This is a genomic window from Arthrobacter sp. NEB 688, from assembly GCF_013201035.1.
Classification (GTDB): domain Bacteria; phylum Actinomycetota; class Actinomycetes; order Actinomycetales; family Dermatophilaceae; genus Phycicoccus.
The window spans coordinates 2562000-2583216 of sequence record NZ_CP053707.1; the positions used below are offsets into that span (position 1 = coordinate 2562000).

A 21217-nucleotide genomic window follows, 5' to 3' on the forward strand; every position below is an offset into this window, starting at 1 on the left:
CGCGTGCCCCTCCCCGCCGCACCCGACTACGCCTCCGGCAGCCTCGCCGACGTCCTCCCGAGCATCTGCGCGTCGCTCGGCGTCCCCGGCGCCGTCGGCGCCCTCGGGCTCGCGCCGGCCCGCCGCGCCGTCGTCGTCCTCGTCGACGGCCTCGGCGCCGCGCAGCTCTCGCGCCGCCTCGGCCACGCGCCCTGGTTGCGCTCGCTCGCCGGCTCGACCCGCCGGGTGCCGGCCGGCTTCCCCTCGACGACGGCGACGTCGATGGGCACCTTCGGCACCGGCTCGCCCTCGGGGGCGCACGGGATGCTCGGCTACGAGGTGATGGTGCCGGGGGAGGACCGCGTCTTCAACGAGCTGTCCTGGGAGGACGGTCCCGTCCCCGAGCGCTGGCAGAGCCTGCCGACGTGGTTCGAGCGGGCGCAGGCCGACGGGGTCGCCGTCACGCGCATCGGCCCGGGGTTCTTCGACGGCTCCGGCCTGACCCGGGCGGCCCTGCGCGGCGGCAGGTTCCGCGCCGCCGACGCGCTCGCGGCCCGCGTCGACGTCGCGCTCCAGGCCGTCCGCTCCTCGCCCCGCTCGCTCGTCTACCTCTACTGGGGCGAGGTCGACAAGCTCGGCCACGTCCACGGCCCGGAGTCCTTCGAGTGGACCGAGGAGCTCGAGGCCGTCGACCGCGAGCTCGCGCGCCTGGCCGCCGGCCTGCCCGGCGACGCCTCGCTCACCGTCACCGCGGACCACGGGATGGTGCTCTGCCCGCAGGAGAACCGCCTCGACGTCGCCCACGAGCCCGCGATGCTCGACGGGGTGCACCTGCTCGGCGGGGAGCCGCGGGCCACGCACGTCTACTGCCGTCCCGGAGCCGCCGACGACGTCGCCGCCGCCTGGTCGGCGTGGCTCGGCGGGCGCGCGAGCGTGGTCCACCGCGCCGACGCCGTGGCCGCCGGCTGGTTCGGGCCGGTCGACCCGGCGCACCTGCCGCGCATCGGCGACCTCGTCGTCGTCGCGCACGACGACTTCTGCCTCGTCGACTCCTCCCGGATGCGCCCGCAGCTCCTCGCCCTCGCGGGGATGCACGGCGCCCTGACCGCCGAGGAGCTCGACGTGCCGGTGGTCCACGCCCCGGCCCGCGTCGCCTAGGGTGTTCGCCCGTGGCGGATCTGGTGTTCTTCTCGGGGACGATGGACTGCGGCAAGTCGACCCTTGCCCTGCAGATCGACCACAACCAGCGCGCCCGCGACCGGCAGGGCATCATCTTCACGAAGCTGGACCGGGCGGGGGAGTCGGTCCTCTCCTCGCGCCTCGGGCTCGAGACGAGCGCCGTCGAGGTCGGTGACGACCTCGACTTCTGGGACGTCGTCGTCGAGCGCCTGACCGTCGGCGCCCGGGTCGACTACGTCATCTGCGACGAGGCGCAGTTCTACACGCCCCGGCAGGTCGAGCAGCTGGCCCGGCTCGTCGACGAGCTCGGCATCTCCGTCACGGCGTTCGGCATCACCGCCGACTTCCGCACCGAGCTCTTCCCCGGGTCGCGCCGCTTCATCGAGCTCGCCGACCGCGTCGAGGTCCTCCAGGTCGAGGCCCTGTGCTGGTGCGGCCGCCGGGCCACGCACAACGCGCGCATCGTCGACGGCGTCATGGTCGTCGAGGGGGCGCAGGTCGTCGTCGGCGACACCGCGACCGCGAGCGAGGGCCTCGTCGAGTACGAGGTGCTCTGCCGGCGCCACCACATGCGGCGGATGAACAGCCACGCCGCACGCCAGGCCTCCCCGACGCCGGACGTGCTGCCGTTCGACCTCGACGCCTGCCCGGTCCCGCCCCCGGCCTGACCCATCGGCCCCTCGACGCGTCGAGGAATCCCCGGGTCGAGGTGAAACGCGACCGCGAGAGGGTCCCTCTTCACCTCGACCCGGCGACGTCAGCATCCGGTCGAGGTATCTCGCCGGTGCCAGGGAACGGCCGGATACCTCGACCCCGTCGCAGCACCTCGGACCCACCGGTCGAGGTGAAACGCGACCGCGAGAGGGTCCCTCTTCACCTCGAACCACCCCGTGGGTGGCGGGACGAGGTGAAACCCGACCGCGAGAGGGTCCTCCTTCACCTCGAACCGCCCGTGGGTGGCGGGACGAGGCGCAGCGTCAGCTGGGGCCGGAGCCCTTGGTGCCGAAGACGATGTCGTCCCAGCTGGGGACGCTCGGACGACCCTTGCGGCCGGAGGACGGGCGGGCCGAGGCGGCCGGGCGCTCCGGCGGAGCGGCGGGCGGCGCGGGCGGGGTCACGGGAGCCTCGCGGACGGCGCGCTCCGCCTCCGCGGCCTCGGCCTCCTCGCGGGCGTCGTCCTCGGGGAAGCCGCCGACGACCTCGCTCGACGCGGTCGGCTCCTCGAGGTGCTCCTGGACCGGCTTGCGGGCGCGGGCCGCGGGCGGCGGCGGCGCGAGCACCGGGTCGAGGGCGAGCTCCTCGATGGGGAGCGCGTCGGGGCGGGCGTCGTCCTCGCCGGGGGTGGCCGTGGGGGAGGTGCGCCGCTTGGAACGACGACCACGCGCGCTGTGCTCGCGCATCGCGGCCATGAGGTCGATCGGCTCGTGGGCCTCGCGGGCCCGCGGCGCCGACGAGCCACCGGACCGCTCGATGCCGCCGTCGGCGTCGACGTCGTAGACGTCGAGGTCGCCCGGGGTCGGGGCGCGGTGCGGCGTGGGCACCAGGCCCGAGACGGTGTCCTCGCTCAGCCAGCGGGCCTCGTCGTTCGTCGGGGTGACCGAGCCGCCGAGCGGCTCGTAGAGCCAGGTGGCGGTGCGCTGGCGACCGCCGGCGCCGAAGACCATCGACACCTGCCAGACGCCCTCGTCGTCACGGGCGGAGTCCCACTCGACGGCGTCGCGGTCGACGTCGCGGTCGCGCAGCCGCTCGGCGACGCGGTCCTCGAGGGTGACCGGGGCCGGGCCGCGGGTGCCGACGGCGCAGCGGCGGGCGACACGGGCGACGTGCTCGCGCTCGGCGAGGATCGGCCCCTCGAAGCGGTGGACCTTCTCGACCGGCCAGCCGGAGCGCTCGGCGACCTCCTGCGCCGACAGTCCCCGACGGATGAGGGCCTGCACCTCGCGCGGGCGCATGCCGCCGGACATCTCGATCTGGAGCTGGCCGAGGCGGGGGCGGTCGCGCCGGGCGGCGGCGCGCAGCGGCTCGTCGAGCGGCAGCCGGAACCGGCCACCCTCGGCGTCCGCGAGCAGGAGGTGCTGACCGTCCTCGTGGACGCCGATGAGGCGAAGGTCCTGCATGTCCGTACTCCCGGGTCGCTGGTCGTGGGGATGACGATGCCACCCTCGCGCATGTCGAGGGTGGAGCCCACGCCGGGTGTCCGTCGATTGCCCGGATAACCTCGTGCCATGACCGCTGCGACCGGCGACCTCGCCCCCTACGACGTCGTCCTGCTGGGCTCCTTCGGGGGGCCCGAGTCCGAGGACGAGGTGATGCCCTTCCTCCGGCGCGTGACGGCCGGCCGCAACATCCCCGACGAGCGGCTGGTGGCCGTCGGCGAGCACTACTACGCCCGCGGCGGCCGCAGCCCGATCAACGACCTCAACCGCGACCTCCTCGCCCGCCTGCGGGCCGAGCTGGAGCGGCGCGGCATCGAGGTCCCGGTCGTCTGGGGCAACCGCAACTCCGAGCCCTTCTTCGCCGACGCCCTGCACGAGGCCCTCGACGGCGGAGCCACGCGGGTCGTCTCGCTCTTCACGAGCGCCTACTCCTGCTACTCCTCGTGCCGGCAGTACCGCGAGGACCTCGCGAGCGCGATGGAGCAGGTCGGCCCGGCCGGCGACGGCCTCCACGTGGACAAGGTGCGCCAGTACGTCCACCACCCGCGCCTGGGCGCCGCGTGGGCCCGGGCGCTCGCCACCGCGCTGCGCGGCCTCGACGACCCGGCCGCCGCGCGCATCCTCTACGTCACGCACTCGATCCCGCTCGCGATGGACGACACGTCCGGGCCGGGCGACGGCGAGGGCAACCTCTACACCGACCAGCACCTGCGCCTGGGCCGCCGGCTCGACGAGGTCGTCGGCGCCGAGCTGGGCGTCGAGCTGCGCGGCGAGCTGGTCTTCTGCTCGCGCTCCGGCCCGCCGAGCCAGCCGTGGCTCGAGCCGGACGTCAACGACCGCATCGAGGAGCTGGCCGCCGAGTCGAAGGCCCCCGTCGTCTGCGTCCCGATCGGCTTCGTGTCCGACCACATGGAGGTCGTCCACGACCTCGACACCGAGGCCGCCGAGACCGCCGAGCGCGTCGGGGTGCCCTTCGTCCGCGTCCCCACGCCGCATGCCGACGACGAGTTCGTCGAGGGCCTCGTCGACCTCCTGCTCGAGCGGGCCGCCGAGGCGCGCGGCGAGGTCGTCGTCCCCGAGTCGTGGCTGCCCGGCGACGTCCGGCCCTCGACCTGCGCACCCGGGTGCTGCCCGAACCTGCGGGTCGCGAAGCCGGCCCTCTGCGGCAGCGACTGATGCTCCCCGACGTGCCCGCCGGGCTCGACCTCGCCCACCTCGAGGACGTCGCCTGCCGCGTCGCGCGCGAGGCCGGCGCGCTCGTGCGCGACGAGCGGCCGGCCGACCTCGGCTTCAGCACCAAGTCCACGGGCACCGACGTCGTGACCGAGATGGACCAGCGCAGCCAGGAGCTGCTGCTCGAGCGCCTCGGCGCGCTGCGCCCCGACGACGCCGTGCTCGGCGAGGAGGAGGGCGGCCGCGAGGGGACCAGCGGGGTCACGTGGGTCGTCGACCCCATCGACGGGACGACGAACTACCTCTACGGCGTGCCGGCGTACGCGGTCTCGGTGGCGGCCGTCGTCGGCGACCCGACCCGGCCGGGGGCCTGGCGCGGCGTCGCCGGCGCCGTCCTCGACCCCGAGCGCGACGAGCTGCACCACGCCCACCTCGGGGGTGGTGCCTGGCTGACGAGCGGCGCCGGCACCCGGCGCCTGCGGGTCCGCGCCACCGACGACCTCGCGCTCGCGCTCGTCGGCACCGGGTTCGGCTACGACGCCGCGGTCCGCGCCCGGCAGGCCACCGTCCTGGCCGAGGTCCTCCCGCGCGTGCGCGACGTGCGCCGGCACGGCAGCGCCGCCCTCGACCTCTGCGCCGTCGCCACCGGCCGGCTCGACGCCTACTACGAGAGCGGCCTCAACGCCTGGGACCGCGCCGCCGGCGAGCTCGTGGCCCGCGAGGCCGGCGCCGTCGTCGGCGGCAGCACCGACGAGGTCGCCTCGCGCGACCTCACCTGGGCCGCCGCCCCGGGGCTCGCGGAGGCCCTCGCGGCGCTCGTGCGGCCCCTCACCGCACGGCACGTCGGGAGCCTCGGGCAGCCCGCCTGACGCACCGGCCCGGCCGGCCCGGGTCGGGGGCTGGACCCGCGTGGCGGGGGCGTCGGGGGATGGTGCACAATCTGGCGCGCACGATCGTCCCACCGGGCACAAAGACGCCACCCCGTGCGTTGTCCGGGCCGATCGCCACGACGAAGGGTGGAACCCAGATGGCTACCGACTACGACGCTCCTCGCAAGACCGAGGAGGACGTCTCCGAGGACTCGATCGAGGAGCTGAAGAACCGGCGCGTCGACTCGCGCTCCTCCAGCGTCGACATCGACGAGACCGAGCAGGCCGAGGGCTTCGAGCTGCCCGGCGCCGACCTCTCGGGCGAGGAGCTCTCGGTGCGGGTGCTCCCGCGCCAGGCGGACGAGTTCACCTGCTCGCAGTGCTTCCTCGTCCACCACCGCAGCCAGCTCGCGAGCGACGCCGGCGGCGCCCTCGTCTGCCGCGACTGCGCGGCCTGAGGACGACCGCACCCGTGGGAGGCCCGACCCGTGTGCCCGTCGCCGTCCGGCGGCTGCACGACGACGCCGTCCTCCCGCGCTACGGCCGGGAGGGGGACGCCGGGGCCGACCTCAGCAGCGTCGCCGAGGTGACCCTGGCCCCGGGGGAGCGGGCCCTCGTCCCGACGGGCATCGCGCTGGCGCTGCCCCCCGGCACCGTGGGGCTGGTGCACCCCCGCTCGGGCCTCGCGGCCCGGCACGGCGTGAGCATCGTCAACGCTCCCGGCACCGTCGACTCCGGCTACCGCGGCGAGGTCCTGGTCAACCTGGTCAACCTCGACCCCACCGAGAGCTTCACGGTGCGCGTCGGTGACCGGATCGCCCAGCTCGTCGTCCAGGAGTACCTCCACGCGGACTTCTCCGCCGCCGATTCGCTTCCCGGCAGCGCCCGGGGAGAGACTGGACACGGGTCCACCGGGGGCTTCGGCCCGACCGACACCGCCTGACCCACCGACCACCACACGTTTCGAGGACCACCGCCGTGAGCATCTTCCGCAGGAGCAAGCGCACCGAGACCGAGCCGGCGTCCGCGCCGGAGGCCGAGGACGCCACCACCGTCGAGGACGACGCCACCGAGGCGCCGGAGGCCGAGTCGGCCGACCGCACCGGCGGCCCCTTCGACGTCAGCGAGGTCGACGGCCGCGACGGTCGCCTGGACCTCGGCGCCCTCTGGGTGCGCGGTGTCGCGGGGATGGAGCTGCGCCTCGAGGTCGAGCAGGAGACGCAGGTCGTCAACGCCGCGACCGCCGTCGTCGGCGACTCGGCCCTGCAGATGCAGGCCTTCGCCGCACCCCGCACCGAGGGCCTGTGGACCGACATCCGCCGCGAGATCGCGATGTCCGTCGAGCGCCAGGGCGGCACCGTCGAGGAGGTCGTGAGCGACCTCGGCACCCGGCTGCGCACGCGCCTGCCCTCCGCCGGCCCCGACGGGCGCACCGTCTTCGCGCCCGCGACCTTCGTCGGCGTCGACGGCCCCCGCTGGTTCCTGCGCGGGGTCCTCTCCGGCCGCGCGGCCATCGACGACGAGGCGGCCGAGCCGCTCCTCGAGGTCCTGCGCCAGGTCGTCGTCGTCCGCGGCACGGACCCGATGGCCCCGCGCGAGCTGCTGCCGCTGCGCCTGCCGACCGACGGCCCCGACGAGCAGGCCCCCGTCGAGGAGGCCGACGACGCCGACGGCACCACGACGCTCGACCCGTTCGAGCGCGGCCCCGAGATCACCGAGGTGCGGTGATGACCCTCCGCGAGCGCCTGCGCGACCTCTCGCGCACGCCGCTGGAGCAGGACGCCGACGAGCTCCAGCAGCAGTCGGCGTCCGAGGGCGGCGACGACCTGTCGGCCCTCGCGCCGCGCTTCTCGGCCTGCGTGTGCGGCTCGGTCCGCGCCGTGACGCTGCCGCCGCGCCGCAGCGTGCCCGCCCTCGTCGCCGAGGTCTGGGACGGCAAGGGCGCGGTCAACCTCGTCTGGGTCGGCCGTCGCTCGATCGGCGGCATCGAGCCGGGGACCTTCGTCCGGGCCCGCGGGCGGGTCACGACGGTCCGGGGCGTGCAGACGATCTTCAACCCGGCCTACGAGATCCTCCCGAAGCAGTGAGCGCCGCCACGCCTGCGCCCGCGGCCGAGACCGTCGAGGCGCTGATCCGCCACCGCCTCTCGGTGGCGCTCGGCGGGTGGCGTGGCTCGGTCGAGACCGCCCTGCCCACGGTCGTCTTCGTCGTCGCGTGGTCGGTGACCGACCACGACGTCAAGGTCGCGGCGATCACGGCGATCGGCGTGGCGCTCGTCCTCGCGGTGCTGCGCCTCGTCCAGCGCTCCTCGCTCCAGCACGTGCTGGGGGCGGTCCTCGCGACCGGCATCGCGGCGTTCTTCGCGCTGCGCTCCGGCGAGGCCCAGGACGCCTTCCTGCCCGGCATCCTCACGAGCGCCGGCTTCCTCGTCGCGACGGTCGTCTCGATCCTCACCCGCTGGCCCGCCGTCGGCTTCATCGTCGGCGCCGGGGACCCCCGCGCCGCCGAGGACCCGTTCGGCTGGCGCCGCGACGCCGGGATGGTCCGCGTCTGCGTCCGGCTCACGTGGGTGCTCGTCGCGCTCTACGTCATCCGGCTCGCCGTCATGGTGCCGCTCTACCTCGGCGAGCAGGTGGCGCTGCTGGGTGTCGCCAAGGTCGTCCTCGGCTGGCCGCTGTGGGTGGGCGGGATCGCCGTCATGGGCTGGCTGCTCGTCTCGGGCCACACCCCGCTGGAGCCCGGTCGCGGGCCCGCCGCGGGCGACGGCGCCGACGAGCCGCTGGCCGGTCGCGACGCCTGAGCGGCGTCCGAAGGCGCCTGCGGCTCAGGCGCCCTCGTCCTCCTCGCGCTTCTGGCGGCGACCGGGGGAGAGCAGCGACTCGAGGTCGGACTCGGCCTCGGGCGTGGTGACGAAGAGGAGCTCGTCGAGCGGCTCGAGCGCGTCGTCGCGGCTCGGCGCGATCGGGTGCCCGTCGCGGATGATGCCGGTGAGGACGGTGTCGGCGGGGAAGGGCACGTCGCCGACGCGCGCGCCGGCGTAGGGGCTGCCGAGCGGCAGGGTCATCTCGACCATCATCGCCCGGCCCTGCTGGAACTCGAAGATGCGCACGAGGTCGCCGACGCTCACGGCCTCCTCGACGAGGGCGGTCATCAGGCGCGGGGTCGAGACGGCGACGTCGACGCCCCAGGCCTCGTCGAACATCCACTCGTTCTTCGGGTTGTTGACGCGGGCGACGGTGCGCGGCACGCCGAACTCGGTCTTCGCGAGGAGCGAGAGGACGAGGTTGACCTTGTCGTCACCGGTCGCGGCGACGACGACGTCGCACTCGGCGAGCCCGGCCTCGGAGAGGGTGTCGATCTCGCAGGCGTCGGCCTGCAGCCAGCTGGCGTCGGGGACCTTCGAGACGCGCTCGCCGTCGGCCTCACGGTCGACGAGGAGCACCGAGTGGCCGTTGCGGATGAGCTCGCGGGCGATGGACCGCCCGACCGAGCCCGCTCCGGCGATGACGACGCGCATGAAGGAGCCTTTCGGGGTCAGTGGGCGGGGGGCGGCGCGTCGAGGACGCGCTCGGCGGTGGCGAGGTGCTCGCGCAGCAGGGCGAGGTGCACGAGGTCGCCCTCCTGGTAGACGGTGTCGGTGCCGGGGATGAACCCGTCGCCGAGCCGGGTCACGTAGGCGAGCCGGCCCTCGGTGGCCGTCTCGAGCTCGCTGAAGCGGCGGCCGATCCACGCGGCGGTGACCGGGATCTCGGCGATGACGACGTGGCCCGACGGGTCGGTGAACTCCGGCACGTGGCCCTGCGGGAGCAGCCGGCGCAGCATCTGGTCGCTCGTCCACTTGACCGTGGCGACGGTGGGGATGCCCAGCCGTTGGTAGATCTCGGCGCGACCGGGGTCGTAGATGCGCGCGACGACGTTCTCGACGCCGAACTTCTCGCGGGCCACGCGGGCGGCGAGGATGTTGGAGTTGTCGCCGCTGGAGACCGCGGCGAAGGCGTAGGCGTCCTCGATGCCGGCCGCCCGCAGCGTGTCGCGGTCGAAGCCGACGCCGGTGACCGTGCGCCCCTCGAAGGAGGTGCCGAGGCGCCGGAAGGCGTCCTCTTCCTGGTCGACGACGGCGACCTCGTGGCCGGCTCGCTCGAGGGCTCGGGCGAGCGAGGCGCCGACACGGCCGCAGCCCATGATCACGAAGTGCACGACAGGGACGCTACTACGCGCCCGCAGCGGACGGACCGCAGTCCGGGACGTGCACGCGTGGCGTGCGGTTCTGCCTACAGTTGTCCTCGTGTCAACACCCGGACGTCTCGTCAAGCGCGTCATCCTCGGGCGGGCGATGCGCAGCGACCGTCTCGGCGAGACGCTCCTGCCGAAGAAGCTCGCCCTGCCCGTCTTCGCGAGCGACGCGCTGTCGTCGGTGGCCTACGCCCCCGACGAGATCCTCCTGACCCTCGGCCTGGCGGGCGGGACGCTCGCCCTGACGCAGTCGTGGAAGATCGCGCTCGTCGTGGTCGTCGTCATGGCGATCGTCATCATGAGCTACCGGCAGAACGTGCACGCCTACCCCAGCGGCGGCGGTGACTACGAGGTCGCGAGCGTCAACCTCGGCCCGCGCGCCGGCCTGACGGTGGCGAGCGCGCTGCTCGTCGACTACGTCCTCACCGTGGCGGTGTCCGTCTCGTCGGGCGTGCAGAACGCCGCGGCCGCCTTCGGGTTCGTCCGCGGGCACGAGGCGATCGTCGCGGTGCTCATCATCGTCGCGCTCACGGCGATGAACCTGCGCGGCGTGCGCGAGTCGGGGACGGCCTTCGCCATCCCCACCTACCTCTTCATGGCCAGCGTCCTCGGGATGGCGGCGTTCGGCTTCTTCCGCAAGGTCTCCGGGGACCTCCCGCTCGCCGAGAGCGCCTCGCTGACCCTGCGCGCCGAGAGCGGCTTCGAGGAGCTCGGCACCGTCGCGATGGCCTTCCTGCTGCTGCGCGCCTTCTCGTCCGGCTGCGCGGCGCTCACCGGCGTCGAGGCCATCTCCAACGGCGTCCCGGCGTTCAAGAAGCCCAAGAGCCGCAACGCCGCGACGACCCTGCTCCTCATGGGCGTGGTCTCGGTGACGATGCTCATGTCGATGATCACGCTGGCCTCCTGGACCGGCGTGCACTACGCCGACGACGAGGCCAACCAGCTGCTGCGCGACGGGGTCCCGGTCGGCGACGGCTACATCCAGGACACCGTCATGGGCCAGGTGTCGAAGGCCGTCTTCTCCGACTTCCACCTCGGGGTGGTCGTCGTCTCGATCGTCACCGGCCTCATCCTCGTGCTCGCCGCGAACACGGCCTTCAACGGCTTCCCGGTCCTCGGCTCGATCCTCGCCCGCGACGGGTTCCTGCCGCGCCAGCTGCACACCCGCGGCGACCGGCTCGCCTTCTCCAACGGCATCCTCATCCTCGCCGGCGCGGCCGCCGCGCTCGTCGTCGTGTTCAACGCCGACGTCACCCGGCTCATCCAGCTCTACATCGTCGGCGTCTTCGTGTCGTTCACGCTGTCGCAGATCGGGATGGTGCGGCACTGGAACCGGTTCCTGCGCGTCGAGCGGGACCCGTCGGCGCGGGCCCGGATGATGCGCAGCCGCGTCATCAACGCCATCGGGGCGGCGATGTCGGGCACGGTGCTCGTCGTCGTGCTGCTCACGAAGTTCACCCACGGCGCGGGCTACGCGATCGCGGCGATGGCGGTCCTGTTCTTCCTCATGCTCGCGATCCGCAAGCACTACGACCACGTCCGTGACGAGCTGAGCGTCGAGGAGCGCGACACCAAGGCGCAGATGCTGCCCTCGCGCGTCCACGCCATCGTCCTCGTGGCGAAGATCCACAAGCCGACGCTGCGGGCGCTGGCCTACGCGCGGGCCACCCGGCCGTCGGTGCTCGAGGCGATCACCGTCTCGGTCGACGCCGACGAGACCAAGGGCCTGCAGCAGGAGTGGGACCGGCGCGACATCCCGGTGCCCCTCAAGGCCCTCGACAGCCCGTACCGCGAGATCACCCGGCCGGTGCTCGACTACGTCAAGTCGATCCGCACCGACAACCCGCGCGACATCGTCGTCGTCTACATCCCGCAGTACGTCGTCGGGCACTGGTGGGAGCAGATCCTGCACAACCAGAGCGCGCTGCGGCTGCGCACCCGCCTGCTCTTCACGCCCGGCGTCATGGTGTCGTCGGTGCCGTGGCAGCTCGCGTCGTCCGAGGGCGCCGAGGAGCGGATGGACGGCCCGGTCGCCGGCGACGTCCGCCGCGGCGAGTGATGGCGGAGCACCCCGAGGGCCTCGCGGTCGGCGACGAGGTCGACGTCGACGTCACGGCCTTCGCCCACGGCGGCCACTCCATCGCGCGGGCCGCGGGCCAGGTCCTCTTCGTGCGGCACACACTTCCCGGCGAGCGGGTGCGGGCCCGGGTCACCGAGCTCGGCTCCGGCGGACGCTTCGTGCGCGCCGACGCCGTCGAGGTGATCGAGGCCTCCGCGGACCGCGTGACGCCGCCCTGCCCGTGGAGCGGCCCCGGCCGCTGCGGCGGCTGCGACCTCCAGCACGTCGCGCTCGACGGCCAGCGCCGCCTCAAGGCCGGTGTCGTCCGCGAGCAGATGAGCCGCCTCGCCGGGCTCGAGGTCGACGTCGAGGTCGAGCCGGTGCCCGGCGACGACGGCGGCCTGGACTGGCGCACCCGCGTCGAGTTCGCCGTCGACGCCGAGGGTCGTGCGGGCCTGCGCCGCCACCGTTCGCACGAGGTCGTGCCGGTCGACCACTGCCGCATCGCTGCCCCCGGGGTCGACGTGCTGCGCGTCACCGAGCGCACCTGGCCGGGCGCCGAGGCGGTCGACGCCGTCGCGCCCTCCGTCGGTGCGCCCGTCGCGGTCGAGGTGCCCGGCGGGCCGGTCGCCGAGGTCACCGAGCGGGTCGAGGTCGCGGCCACCGAGGGTCGCCCGGGCTTCGCCCACGACTTCACCGTGTCGGCCCGCGGCTTCTGGCAGGTGCACCCGGGCGCCGCGACGACCTTCCTCACCGCCGTCCTCGACGGCCTGCGGGTGCGGCCGGGGGAGCGCGCGCTCGACCTCTACAGCGGGGTCGGCCTGTTCGCCGCCGCTCTCTCGGAGGCCGTGGGCCACGAGGGCCAGGTCGTCGCCGTCGAGGCCGACCGCGACGCCGTCGAGCGCGCGAGCGCCGACCTCGGCCCCGCGGGCAACGTCGCCGTCCTCGGGGCACGGGTCGACGACGCGTTCGGGCTGGCGCGCACCGACCGGCGCCGCGGGACGGGACGCAGCCGTGGGCGGCGACCGGCCCGCTCGCCGCTGCTGCCGCAGCGGGCCGACGTCGTCGTCCTCGACCCGCCGCGCACCGGGGCCGGCCCGGCCGTCGTCGGGGCCGTCGCGGACCTCGCCCCGCGGGCCGTCGCCTACGTCGCGTGCGACCCCGCCGCCCTCGCCCGCGACACCGCGGCTCTGCTGGCGCGCGGGTACCGGCTCGTGTCGCTGCGAGCCTTCGACGCCTTCCCGATGACGCACCACGTCGAGTGCGTCGCCCTCTTCGAGCCCGCGTCGGCGTGAGCGGGCGGCCCGGGCGGCGCGCCCTGCTGGCGTCCGCGCTCGGGGCCCCGCTGCTGGCCGCCGGCTGCTCGTCGTCGCCGGACGCCGGCGACGCGTCCCCGGGAGCGCCGGCGGCCGAGCGCATCCCCTACGGCCCGCACCCGGCGCAGTTCGTCGAGCTGACGCGTCCCGTCGGTGACTCGCGGGGCGTCGTCGTCGTGCTGCACGGCGGCTTCTGGCTCGCCGAGTACGACGTCTCGCTGGCGCGCCCGCTCGCGGCCGACCTCGTGCGCCGCGGCTGGACGGCGCTGGCCGTCGAGTACCGCCGGGTCGGCGACGGGGGAGGCGTGCCGGCGACGCTCGACGACGTCTCCGCCGCGCTCGACCTCCTCGCCGACCGGGGCCTCGGCGACCGCCGGGTCGTGACCCTCGGCCACTCGGCGGGCGGCCAGCTCGCGGTCTGGGCCGCGGCTCGGACGCGGCTGGACCGGTGGCGGGCCGCGCGGGTCGTCCCCACCCACGTCGTGTCCCAGGCCGGTGTCCTCGACCTGCGCACCGCCGACGCCGAGGATCTCGGCGGGGGAGCGGTCCCGGGGTTCCTCGGCGGCTCGCCGCAGGAGCGCCCCGACGCGTGGGCGTGGGCCGACCCCACGGCCCTCGTGCCGCTCGACGTGCCGGTGTGGTGCGTCCACGGCGCGGACGACGGGACGGTGCCGATCGCCCAGTCGCAGGCCTACGTCGCCGCGGCGCGCGCGGCCGGGGGAGAGGCCACGCTCGTCGAGGTCCCGGGCGACCACCTCGACCAGGTCGACGTCGGCTCCGACGCCTGGGCGCGGACGGTCGAGGTCCTCGACGCGCTCTGACCACCCGGTGAACGGCCCTCGCGTGGCCGCGCTCCGTCGCTGGTGCGGGCATAGGCTCGACGCCACCGACCCGGTGTGGTTAGATATCTTGACGTCAAGATAAATAGCGGGTCCGTGCGACGACGCAACGACCCGGAAGGAGACCCGGTGGCCAGCACGAACAGCTTCGACGCCCACGGCACGCTCGAGGTGGGCGAGAAGTCCTACGACATCTACCGGCTGTCGACGGTCGAGGGCAGCGAGTCCCTCCCGTACAGCCTCAAGGTCCTCCTCGAGAACCTCCTGCGGACCGAGGACGGCGCCAACATCACCGCGGACCACATCCGCGCCCTCGGCGGCTGGGACGAGAACGCCCAGCCCGACACCGAGATCCAGTTCACCCCGGCCCGCGTCATCATGCAGGACTTCACGGGCGTGCCCTGCGTCGTCGACCTCGCGACGATGCGCGAGGCGATGAAGGACCTCGGCGGCGACGCCTCGAAGATCAACCCGCTCGCCCCGGCCGAGCTCGTCATCGACCACTCGGTCCAGATCGACGTCTTCGGCCGCGCCGACGCCTTCGAGCGCAACGTCGAGATCGAGTACCAGCGCAACGGCGAGCGCTACAAGTTCCTGCGCTGGGGCCAGACCGCCTTCGACGACTTCAAGGTCGTCCCCCCGGGCACCGGCATCGTCCACCAGGTCAACATCGAGCACCTGGCCCGCACGGTCATGGTCCGCGACGGCGTCGCCTACCCCGACACCTGCGTCGGCACCGACAGTCACACGACGATGGTCAACGGCCTCGGCGTCCTCGGCTGGGGCGTCGGCGGCATCGAGGCCGAGGCCGCGATGCTCGGCCAGCCCGTCTCGATGCTCATCCCGCGCGTCGTCGGCTTCAAGCTGACCGGCGAGATGAACCCGGGCGTCACCGCGACCGACGTCGTCCTGACGATCACCGACATGCTGCGCCAGCACGGTGTCGTCGGCAAGTTCGTCGAGTTCTACGGCGCCGGCGTCACCGCGCTCCCGCTCGCGAACCGCGCGACCATCGGCAACATGAGCCCCGAGTTCGGCTCCACCTGTGCGATCTTCCCGATCGACGACGTCACGCTCGAGTACCTGCGCCTCACCGGCCGCGCCGACGAGGACGTCGCCCTCGTCGAGGCGTACGCCAAGGAGCAGGGCCTCTGGCTCGACCCGGCCGCCGAGCCGCGCTTCTCCGAGAAGCTCGAGCTCGACCTCACGACGGTCGTCCCCTCGATCGCCGGCCCGAAGCGCCCCCAGGACCGCATCGAGCTGACGCGGGCCAAGACCGCCTTCCGCGAGGTGCTCCCGACCTACGTCGCGCACGAGGAGGGCTCCGACGGCGAGGCCTCGTCCTTCCCGGCGTCCGACCCGACCCCGCAGGGCAGCCCCGACGGGCAGAACGGTGGCGAGGCGCCGGCCCACGAGGGCACCGCCGCCGGCCGCCCGAGCCGCCGCGTCCCGGTCACGCTCTCCGACGGCACGAGCTTCGAGATCGACCACGGCATCGTCTCGATCGCCTCGATCACCTCGTGCACCAACACCTCGAACCCGTCGGTGATGATCGCCGCCGCGCTCCTCGCGAAGAACGCGGTCGACCGCGGCCTCACCGCGAAGCCGTGGGTCAAGACCTCGATGGCGCCCGGCTCCAAGGTCGTCACCGGCTACTACGAGGCGGCCGGCCTGTGGCCCTACCTCGAGAAGCTCGGCTTCCACCTCGTCGGCTACGGCTGCGCGACGTGCATCGGCAACTCGGGCCCGCTCCACGAGGAGATCTCGGCGGCCATCCAGGAGAACGACCTCGCCGTCACCGCGGTGCTCTCGGGCAACCGCAACTTCGAGGGCCGGATCAACCCGGACGTCAAGATGAACTACCTCGCGAGCCCGCCGCTCGTCATCGCCTACGCCCTCGCCGGCACGATGGACTTCGACTTCGAGTCCGACGCCCTCGGCCAGGACACCGACGGCACCGACGTCTTCCTGCGCGACCTCTGGCCGGCCCCGGCCGACGTCGAGGAGACGATCCGCGGCGCGATCACGCGCGACCTGTTCGAGAAGGACTACGCCGACGTCTTCGCCGGTGACGAGCGCTGGCAGTCGCTGCCCACGCCCGAGGGTGACACCTTCGCATGGGACGCCGAGTCGACCTACGTCCGCAAGCCCCCGTACTTCGAGGGCATGCAGATGGAGCCCTCGCCGGTCTCCGACATCAGCGGCGCGCGCGTTCTTGCCAAGCTCGGCGACTCGGTGACCACCGACCACATCAGCCCGGCGGGCTCGATCAAGGGCGACAGCCCCGCGGGCCGCTACCTCGCCGAGCACGGCATCGAGCGCAAGGACTTCAACTCCTACGGCTCGCGCCGTGGCAACCACGAGGTGATGATCCGCGGCACCTTCGCGAACATCCGCCTGCGCAACCAGCTCCTCGACGGCGTCGAGGGCGGCTTCACCCGCAACTTCCTCGCGGGGGGCGAGCAGACGTCGATCTACGACGCGTCGGCCGCCTACCAGGAGGCCGGGGTGCCGCTCGTCGTCCTCGCGGGCAAGGAGTACGGCTCCGGGTCCTCGCGCGACTGGGCCGCCAAGGGCACCGCGCTCCTCGGCGTCAAGGCCGTCGTCGCCGAGTCCTACGAGCGCATCCACCGCTCGAACCTCATCGGGATGGGCGTCCTGCCCCTGCAGTACCCGCAGGGCGAGAACGCCGAGTCGCTGGGCCTGACGGGCACGGAGACGTTCTCGGTCACGGGGATCGAGGCGCTCAACGACGGCTCGACGCCGCGCACGGTCTCGGTCGTCGCGACCTCCGAGGACGGCACGGAGACCTCGTTCGAGGCCGTCGTGCGCATCGACACCCCCGGCGAGGCGGACTACTACCGCAACGGCGGCATCCTCCAGTACGTGCTGCGGAGCCTCGTGCGCTGACGCACCGGACACACGAACGCGCCGCCCCGGACCTCACCGACCGGGGCGGCGCGCTCGTCTCCTCGCGGGGTCGCCGCGAGGGGTCTCAGCCCTTCTCGGCGCCCGCGTTCGCGCCCTGGGTGAAGTAGCGCTGGAACACCGCGAAGATGATCGCCGACGGGATGGTCATGAGCAGCGCGGCCGCCATCGAGATGGGGTACTGGTTGCCCGAGCCCAGACCGCCCGACGTCAGCTGGCCGACACCGCGGGTGAGCGTGAAGAGGCTCGGGTCGTCGGTGGCGATGATGAAGTGCGCCAGCTCGTTCCACGACCCCTGGAAGGAGAGGATCGTCAGGGTGATGACCGCCGGCCGGGCCATCGGCAGGACGACCGACCAGAAGATGCGGAAGGTCCCGGCACCGTCGATGCGCGCCGCCTCCTCGACCGACGGGGGGATCGACTCGAAGAACTGCTTCATGATGAAGACGCCGGCGGCGTCGACGAGCAGCGGGACGATGAGCGCCGGGTAGGTGTTGTAGATCCCGAGGTAGTTGAGCACGAGGAACTTCGGGATGAGCAGCACGATGCCGGGCACCGCCAGGACGGCGAGGATCGCCGTGAACACCGCGTCCCGGCCGCGGAACTTCAGCCGGGCCAGCGCGTAGCCGGCGAGCGAGTTGAAGAAGACCCGCCCGACCGTCACGCACACGGTGACGATGACCGAGTTGGTGAACCACAGGGGGAAGTCGGTCTCGGCCAGGCGCTGGAACGCGGCGGTCGTCAACGGGTCCGGGACGATCCCCAGCGGGTTGGCCACGGCGTCGCCGTTGGTCTTGAGCGACGTCGAGACCTGGACGACGAACGGGTAGATGTAGACGACCGAGAACGCGACGAGCGCGAGGTAGACCGCGAGCTTCTTGCCGCGACCGCTGCGGTGGACGCGAGAGGTCCCTCCGCCGTCGGTCGGGCCGAGCCGCCGCATGTCCTGGACGGCCTGGGCCTGGGTGCGGGCGTCGATGCCGAGCTCGCTCATGCCGCCACCTCCTTCTTCGCCGCGCGCCGCTGGGCGCGCCGTGCCTTCTTCGCCGCGGCCTCGTCCTTGTCGCGCAGGACGAACCGCTGGAAGGTCGTCAGCACGAAGATGAGGACGAAGAGCAGGAAGGCGATCGCGGCGCCCTGGCCCCACTGCTGCTGCCCGAAGGCCGAGGTGTAGGACAGGTAGGCGGGGGTCAGCGTGGTCTTGGCCGGGCCGCCCTGGGTCATGACGTACATCTGGTCGAACACCTGCCAGGTGCCGATGACCCCGAGGGTGACGACGAGCAGCACCGTCGGGCGCAGGTGCGGCAGGGTGACCGCCCGGAAGCGCTGCCAGCGGTTGGCGCCGTCGACGAGCGCGGCCTCCTCGACCTCGGTCGGCAGGTCCTGGAGCGCCGCGAGGAACATGAGCATGAAGGTGCCCGCGGTGGTCCAGACGACCTGGAGCATGATCGCCGAGAGTGCGACGGACGGACCGCTGAACCAGTCCCAGAGCGAGAGGCTCATCACCTGGTGGTCGGCGAGGGCGCCGGGTGGCGCGTCGATGCTCCAGAGGCCGAGGCCCTGGCCGAGCAGGTGGATGAGGCCCCGGGGGTCGGAGAACCACGTCGGCCCGTCGACGCCGAAGATCCCGAGGAACTGGTTGACGGCGCCGGTGCCGGTGAACAGGAAGAGGAAGACGAGCGAGATCGCCACCGACGAGACCACCGACGGGAAGTAGAACGCCGTCCGGAAGAAGGTGCGGCCCTTGAGGAAGCGCTGGTTGACGATGACCGCCAGCCCGAGCGCGAGGACCGTCTGGAGGGGGACGACGCCGACGACGTAGTAGAAGGTGTTGCGCAGCGAGATCATGAAGTCCTGCCGCGAGAGTCCCTGCTCGGTGAGCAGCGCCTGGTAGTTCTCGGTGCCGACGAAGCCGACGCGCGAGGAGAACGGGCTCCCGCGGCCGCTCCAGTCGGTGAACGACACCCACAGGGCCATGAGGATCGGGATGGCGAGGAAGAGGCCGAGGACGACGAGCGTGGGCGTGACGAACAGCCAGCCCGCCGTCGTCTGGCGCTGGCCGTCGCCGCTGCGCCGCCGCCGCGGGGCCCGGCCGGAGCCGGTCCCCGCGACGGTGGCGCGCTCCGTGACGGAGTCGGCGGTGCTCACTTGCCGAGGGCGGAGCCGGCGTTGGTGTCGAAGCCGCCGAGGACCTGCGGCAGGTTGGCGTTGCCGAAGCTCTCGAGCTTGGAGTTGAGGTCGGCGACGACCTGCTCCATCCCGGGGGCGTTGATCGGGCCGTGGCCGTACTCACCGCCGGCGATGAAGGGCGCGTCCTCCGGGAACTTCTCCTGGTACTGGGCGGCGGCCGACTGGCGGCTCGGCATGACGCCGAACGCGTCGGCGAAGGCCATCTGCTGGTCGACGGTGGTCAGGGACTTCACGAGGTCGACGGCCTGGGCCTGGGCCTTGGAGTCGGACGCGACGCCCCAGCACTGGGTGAACTGCAGCGTCCCCTTGCCCGCCGGGCCGGCCGGGAGCTCGACGGTCTTGTACTTCAGGTCGGGGTAGTCGTTCTTGACGGCGCCCTTGATCCAGTTGCCCTCGATGGTCATCGCGGCCTTGCCGGTGCCGAACGCCTCGCCGCCCCACCCGGAGTCGAGCTGGTTGGACATCTTGAAGTTGCCGGCCTTGACGTTGCGCTGCACGTAGTCGAGGGCGTCGGTGACGGCGGGGGTGTTCGCCGTCGCGCTCTTGCCGTCCTCGGCGAGCCACCAGCCGCCGTTCTGGACGACGAACGCGCCGAGCCGGTCGATGCCGACGCCGATGCCGAGGCCGACCTGGTCCTTCGTGGTCAGCTTCTTGGAGACGGCCTCGAGCTGCTCCCACGTCGTCGGGACGTCGGCGTCGGTCAGGCCGGCCTTCTCCCAGGAGTCGGTGTTGATCTCGAGCGCGAGGGTCGAGAAGTCCTTCGGGGCGCAGTACTGCTTGCCCTCGTAGGTGAAGGTCTGGCGCAGCGGCTCGTAGAAGTCGCTGTTGTCGGACAGCTGGTCGGCGTAGGGGTAGAGGCTGCCGTTCTTCGCGTAGTCGGCGAAGCGCGAGGCGTCCATGTAGAACACGTCGGCGGGCTTGCCGCTCGCGAAGCCCTGGGCGAGCTGCTGGTTCATGTCGCTCGCCGCGGTGACGGTGACCTTGTTGCCGGACTTCTTGGCCCACGCGTCGGCCGCGGCCTTGACGGCGTTGGTCTCGGCGTCGCCGGAGGAGGCGATGAGCATCGTCAGGTCGACCGGGCCGCTGGCCGACGCCGGCGCGCTGGAGGCGCCCTCCTCCTCGAATCCGCCTCCGCCACAGGCGGACAGGGCAAGGGCGCCGCTGAGGGCGAGGACCAGGGCGGTCGTACGGGTCGTGCGCGTCATCATGACTCCTTCGTCGGGGGTGGTGCGCGGGGGGGTGGCCGGGTCAGGCCCGGGTGCTGCGGGCGGTGGACAGGGTGGGCCGGAGCAGCGAGCCGTGCTCCGGCGGGGGAGAGCCCTCCAGGGCGGCGCTCACGAGGTCGAGGCACGTCTCGGCGATGGCCTCGAAGGGCTGGGCGACCGAGGTGAGGTGGTGCATCGTCGCGGTCTCCGAGCCGTCGAAGCCGACGACGCCGACATCGCGCCCGGGCTCGAGGCCGCGGCGGACGAGGGCGTGGTGGACGCCGAGGGCGAGGACGTCGGAGGCGCAGACGACGGCGTCGCCGGGGGAGAGGTGCTCCAGGAGGGCGGTGGCCGCGGCCGTGGCGTCGTCGAGGTCCTGCTCGGCGACGGCGGTGGCACCGGCGACGCCACCCGCGTCGGCGCACGCGCGGGCCCATCCGCTGCGCCGGTCGTCACCGACGACCGAGCCCTCGGGCCAGCCGAGGAACGCCACGCGTGCATACCCTTGCTCGCGGCAGTGGTGGACGGCCGCCTCGGTGCCGGCGGCGCCGTCGACGTCGACCCAGCGGGTGAACGTCGGGTCGTCCCAGACCCGGCCGAACGTGGCGTAGGGGATGCCCTGCTCCTCGAGCCACGGGGGGCGCGGGTCGCCGTGGTGGGTCTCGGCGAGGACGAAGGCGTCGACGAGCCGGCCGGCCCACATCGAGCGGTACCCCTCGAGCATCGGGTGCCCGGACTGCGAACCGAACGGCACGAGGTGGCAGCCGTGCCGCGCGGCCCCGATGCTCAGGGCGGTGAGGACCGGGGCGGTCGTCGCGTTGTGGGTGCCGAGGGTGTGCAGCTCGATGCCGACGGCGCCGGCGCGGCGGTTGCGCAGGGACTGGGCCGAGCTCGAGGCGCGGTAGCCGAGCTCGTCGATGGCGGCGCGGACGCGCTCGAGGGTGTCGGGGCGCACCCGGCCGGGGTTGTTGACCGCGTTGCTCACGGTCTGGCGCGACACGCCGGCCGCGCGGGCGACGTCGTGGATGGTCACGCGGTCGGCGTCGCCGGGCTGCGGGGTCATCGCTCCTCCTCGTCGAGGGTCCTGCGCC

The 21217-nt window shown here is 73.4% G+C and carries 20 protein-coding genes; 13 read left to right on the forward strand and 7 right to left on the reverse strand.

Features of this window, described 5'->3' with window-relative positions; all coding sequences use genetic code 11:
* The first annotated feature begins 3 nt into the window (after nt 1-3).
* Nucleotides 4-1137 (forward strand): alkaline phosphatase family protein, encoded by a 1134-nt coding sequence (locus tag HL663_RS11960; protein WP_173028595.1) that lies wholly within the window; start codon nt 4-6, stop codon nt 1135-1137.
* Between the two features lie 11 nt (nt 1138-1148).
* Entirely contained in the window at nt 1149-1826 is a 678-nt protein-coding gene (locus HL663_RS11965; RefSeq protein WP_173028596.1) for a thymidine kinase, read from the forward strand.
* A gap of 309 nt (nt 1827-2135) precedes the next feature.
* Here HL663_RS11965 and sepH read toward each other — a convergent pair whose 3' ends face one another.
* Nucleotides 2136-3275, reverse strand: coding sequence for a septation protein SepH (gene sepH / locus HL663_RS11970; RefSeq protein WP_173028597.1), 1140 nt, complete (start codon nt 3273-3275; stop codon nt 2136-2138).
* A gap of 108 nt (nt 3276-3383) precedes the next feature.
* On the opposite strand from sepH, the gene HL663_RS11975 reads away from it, so the two are divergent.
* From HL663_RS11975 to HL663_RS12005, 7 genes are all read left to right on the forward strand, one after another.
* Nucleotides 3384-4490, forward strand: a complete 1107-nt coding sequence (locus HL663_RS11975; protein ID WP_173028598.1) for a ferrochelatase — start codon at nt 3384-3386, stop codon at nt 4488-4490.
* 11 nt (nt 4491-4501) lie between these two features.
* Nucleotides 4502-5356, forward strand: a complete 855-nt coding sequence (locus HL663_RS11980; protein WP_353654100.1) for an inositol monophosphatase family protein — start codon at nt 4502-4504, stop codon at nt 5354-5356.
* Nucleotides 5357-5514: 158 nt separating this feature from the next.
* Entirely contained in the window at nt 5515-5814 is a 300-nt protein-coding gene (locus tag HL663_RS11985; protein WP_173028600.1) for a DUF4193 domain-containing protein, read from the forward strand.
* Between the two features lie 14 nt (nt 5815-5828).
* Entirely contained in the window at nt 5829-6299 is a 471-nt protein-coding gene (dut, locus tag HL663_RS11990; RefSeq protein ID WP_173028601.1) for a dUTP diphosphatase, read from the forward strand.
* Between the two features lie 35 nt (nt 6300-6334).
* A complete protein-coding gene (locus tag HL663_RS11995; RefSeq protein WP_173028602.1) occupies nt 6335-7084 on the forward strand; it encodes a DUF3710 domain-containing protein in 750 nt (249 codons plus the stop codon).
* Nucleotides 7084-7443 carry an OB-fold nucleic acid binding domain-containing protein gene (locus tag HL663_RS12000; protein ID WP_030528994.1) on the forward strand — a complete coding sequence of 120 codons (360 nt, stop codon included), beginning with the start codon at nt 7084-7086 and terminating at the stop codon, nt 7441-7443. The genes HL663_RS11995 and HL663_RS12000 overlap by 1 nt, the downstream gene beginning before the upstream one ends.
* A complete protein-coding gene (locus HL663_RS12005; protein ID WP_173028603.1) occupies nt 7440-8156 on the forward strand; it encodes a DUF3159 domain-containing protein in 717 nt (238 codons plus the stop codon). Before HL663_RS12000 ends, HL663_RS12005 begins: the two co-directional genes overlap by 4 nt.
* A gap of 24 nt (nt 8157-8180) precedes the next feature.
* Here HL663_RS12005 and HL663_RS12010 read toward each other — a convergent pair whose 3' ends face one another.
* Together HL663_RS12010 and HL663_RS12015 are read right to left on the reverse strand one after the other, a co-directional pair.
* Nucleotides 8181-8873, reverse strand: coding sequence for a potassium channel family protein (locus HL663_RS12010; RefSeq protein WP_173028604.1), 693 nt, complete (start codon nt 8871-8873; stop codon nt 8181-8183).
* Nucleotides 8874-8890: 17 nt separating this feature from the next.
* On the reverse strand, nt 8891-9553 hold the full coding sequence (locus HL663_RS12015; RefSeq protein ID WP_173028605.1) for a potassium channel family protein: 663 nt from the start codon (nt 9551-9553) through the stop codon (nt 8891-8893).
* Nucleotides 9554-9641: 88 nt separating this feature from the next.
* Between HL663_RS12015 and HL663_RS12020 the strand changes: the two genes are divergently transcribed.
* From HL663_RS12020 to HL663_RS12035, 4 genes are all read left to right on the forward strand, one after another.
* Nucleotides 9642-11648, forward strand: a complete 2007-nt coding sequence (locus HL663_RS12020) for an APC family permease (protein ID WP_502709025.1) — start codon at nt 9642-9644, stop codon at nt 11646-11648.
* Nucleotides 11648-12943: a class I SAM-dependent RNA methyltransferase gene (locus HL663_RS12025; protein ID WP_173028607.1), complete on the forward strand. Its 1296-nt coding sequence runs from the start codon at nt 11648-11650 to the stop codon at nt 12941-12943. Before HL663_RS12020 ends, HL663_RS12025 begins: the two co-directional genes overlap by 1 nt.
* Nucleotides 12940-13785, forward strand: a complete 846-nt coding sequence (locus tag HL663_RS12030) for an alpha/beta hydrolase family protein (protein WP_173028608.1) — start codon at nt 12940-12942, stop codon at nt 13783-13785. Before HL663_RS12025 ends, HL663_RS12030 begins: the two co-directional genes overlap by 4 nt.
* A gap of 147 nt (nt 13786-13932) precedes the next feature.
* On the forward strand, nt 13933-16713 hold the full coding sequence (locus HL663_RS12035) for an aconitate hydratase (RefSeq protein ID WP_173028609.1): 2781 nt from the start codon (nt 13933-13935) through the stop codon (nt 16711-16713).
* A gap of 85 nt (nt 16714-16798) precedes the next feature.
* Here HL663_RS12035 and HL663_RS12040 read toward each other — a convergent pair whose 3' ends face one another.
* The 4 genes from HL663_RS12040 to HL663_RS12055 are packed head-to-tail and all read right to left on the reverse strand — an operon-like array spanning nt 16799 to nt 21189.
* A complete protein-coding gene (locus HL663_RS12040) occupies nt 16799-17725 on the reverse strand; it encodes a carbohydrate ABC transporter permease (protein ID WP_173028610.1) in 927 nt (308 codons plus the stop codon).
* Nucleotides 17722-18879 carry a carbohydrate ABC transporter permease gene (locus tag HL663_RS12045; protein WP_286175584.1) on the reverse strand — a complete coding sequence of 386 codons (1158 nt, stop codon included), beginning with the start codon at nt 18877-18879 and terminating at the stop codon, nt 17722-17724. The genes HL663_RS12040 and HL663_RS12045 overlap by 4 nt, the downstream gene beginning before the upstream one ends.
* Entirely contained in the window at nt 18876-20126 is a 1251-nt protein-coding gene (locus HL663_RS12050; RefSeq protein WP_173028611.1) for an extracellular solute-binding protein, read from the reverse strand. The genes HL663_RS12045 and HL663_RS12050 overlap by 4 nt, the downstream gene beginning before the upstream one ends.
* A gap of 43 nt (nt 20127-20169) precedes the next feature.
* A complete protein-coding gene (locus HL663_RS12055) occupies nt 20170-21189 on the reverse strand; it encodes a LacI family DNA-binding transcriptional regulator (protein ID WP_173028612.1) in 1020 nt (339 codons plus the stop codon).
* Nucleotides 21190-21217: the final 28 nt, after the last annotated feature.

Coding starts and splice junctions, on each gene's coding strand:
- sepH (WP_173028597.1), bottom strand. CDS start 3,275: ATGCAGGACCTTCGCCTCATCGGCGTCCACGAGGACGGTCAGCACCTC.
- HL663_RS11975 (WP_173028598.1), top strand. CDS start 3,384: ATGACCGCTGCGACCGGCGACCTCGCCCCCTACGACGTCGTCCTGCTG.
- HL663_RS11985 (WP_173028600.1), top strand. CDS start 5,515: ATGGCTACCGACTACGACGCTCCTCGCAAGACCGAGGAGGACGTCTCC.
- HL663_RS12000 (WP_030528994.1), top strand. CDS start 7,084: ATGACCCTCCGCGAGCGCCTGCGCGACCTCTCGCGCACGCCGCTGGAG.
- HL663_RS12010 (WP_173028604.1), bottom strand. CDS start 8,873: ATGCGCGTCGTCATCGCCGGAGCGGGCTCGGTCGGGCGGTCCATCGCC.
- HL663_RS12025 (WP_173028607.1), top strand. CDS start 11,648: ATGGCGGAGCACCCCGAGGGCCTCGCGGTCGGCGACGAGGTCGACGTC.
- HL663_RS12040 (WP_173028610.1), bottom strand. CDS start 17,725: ATGAGCGAGCTCGGCATCGACGCCCGCACCCAGGCCCAGGCCGTCCAG.
- HL663_RS12050 (WP_173028611.1), bottom strand. CDS start 20,126: ATGACGCGCACGACCCGTACGACCGCCCTGGTCCTCGCCCTCAGCGGC.
- HL663_RS12055 (WP_173028612.1), bottom strand. CDS start 21,189: ATGACCCCGCAGCCCGGCGACGCCGACCGCGTGACCATCCACGACGTC.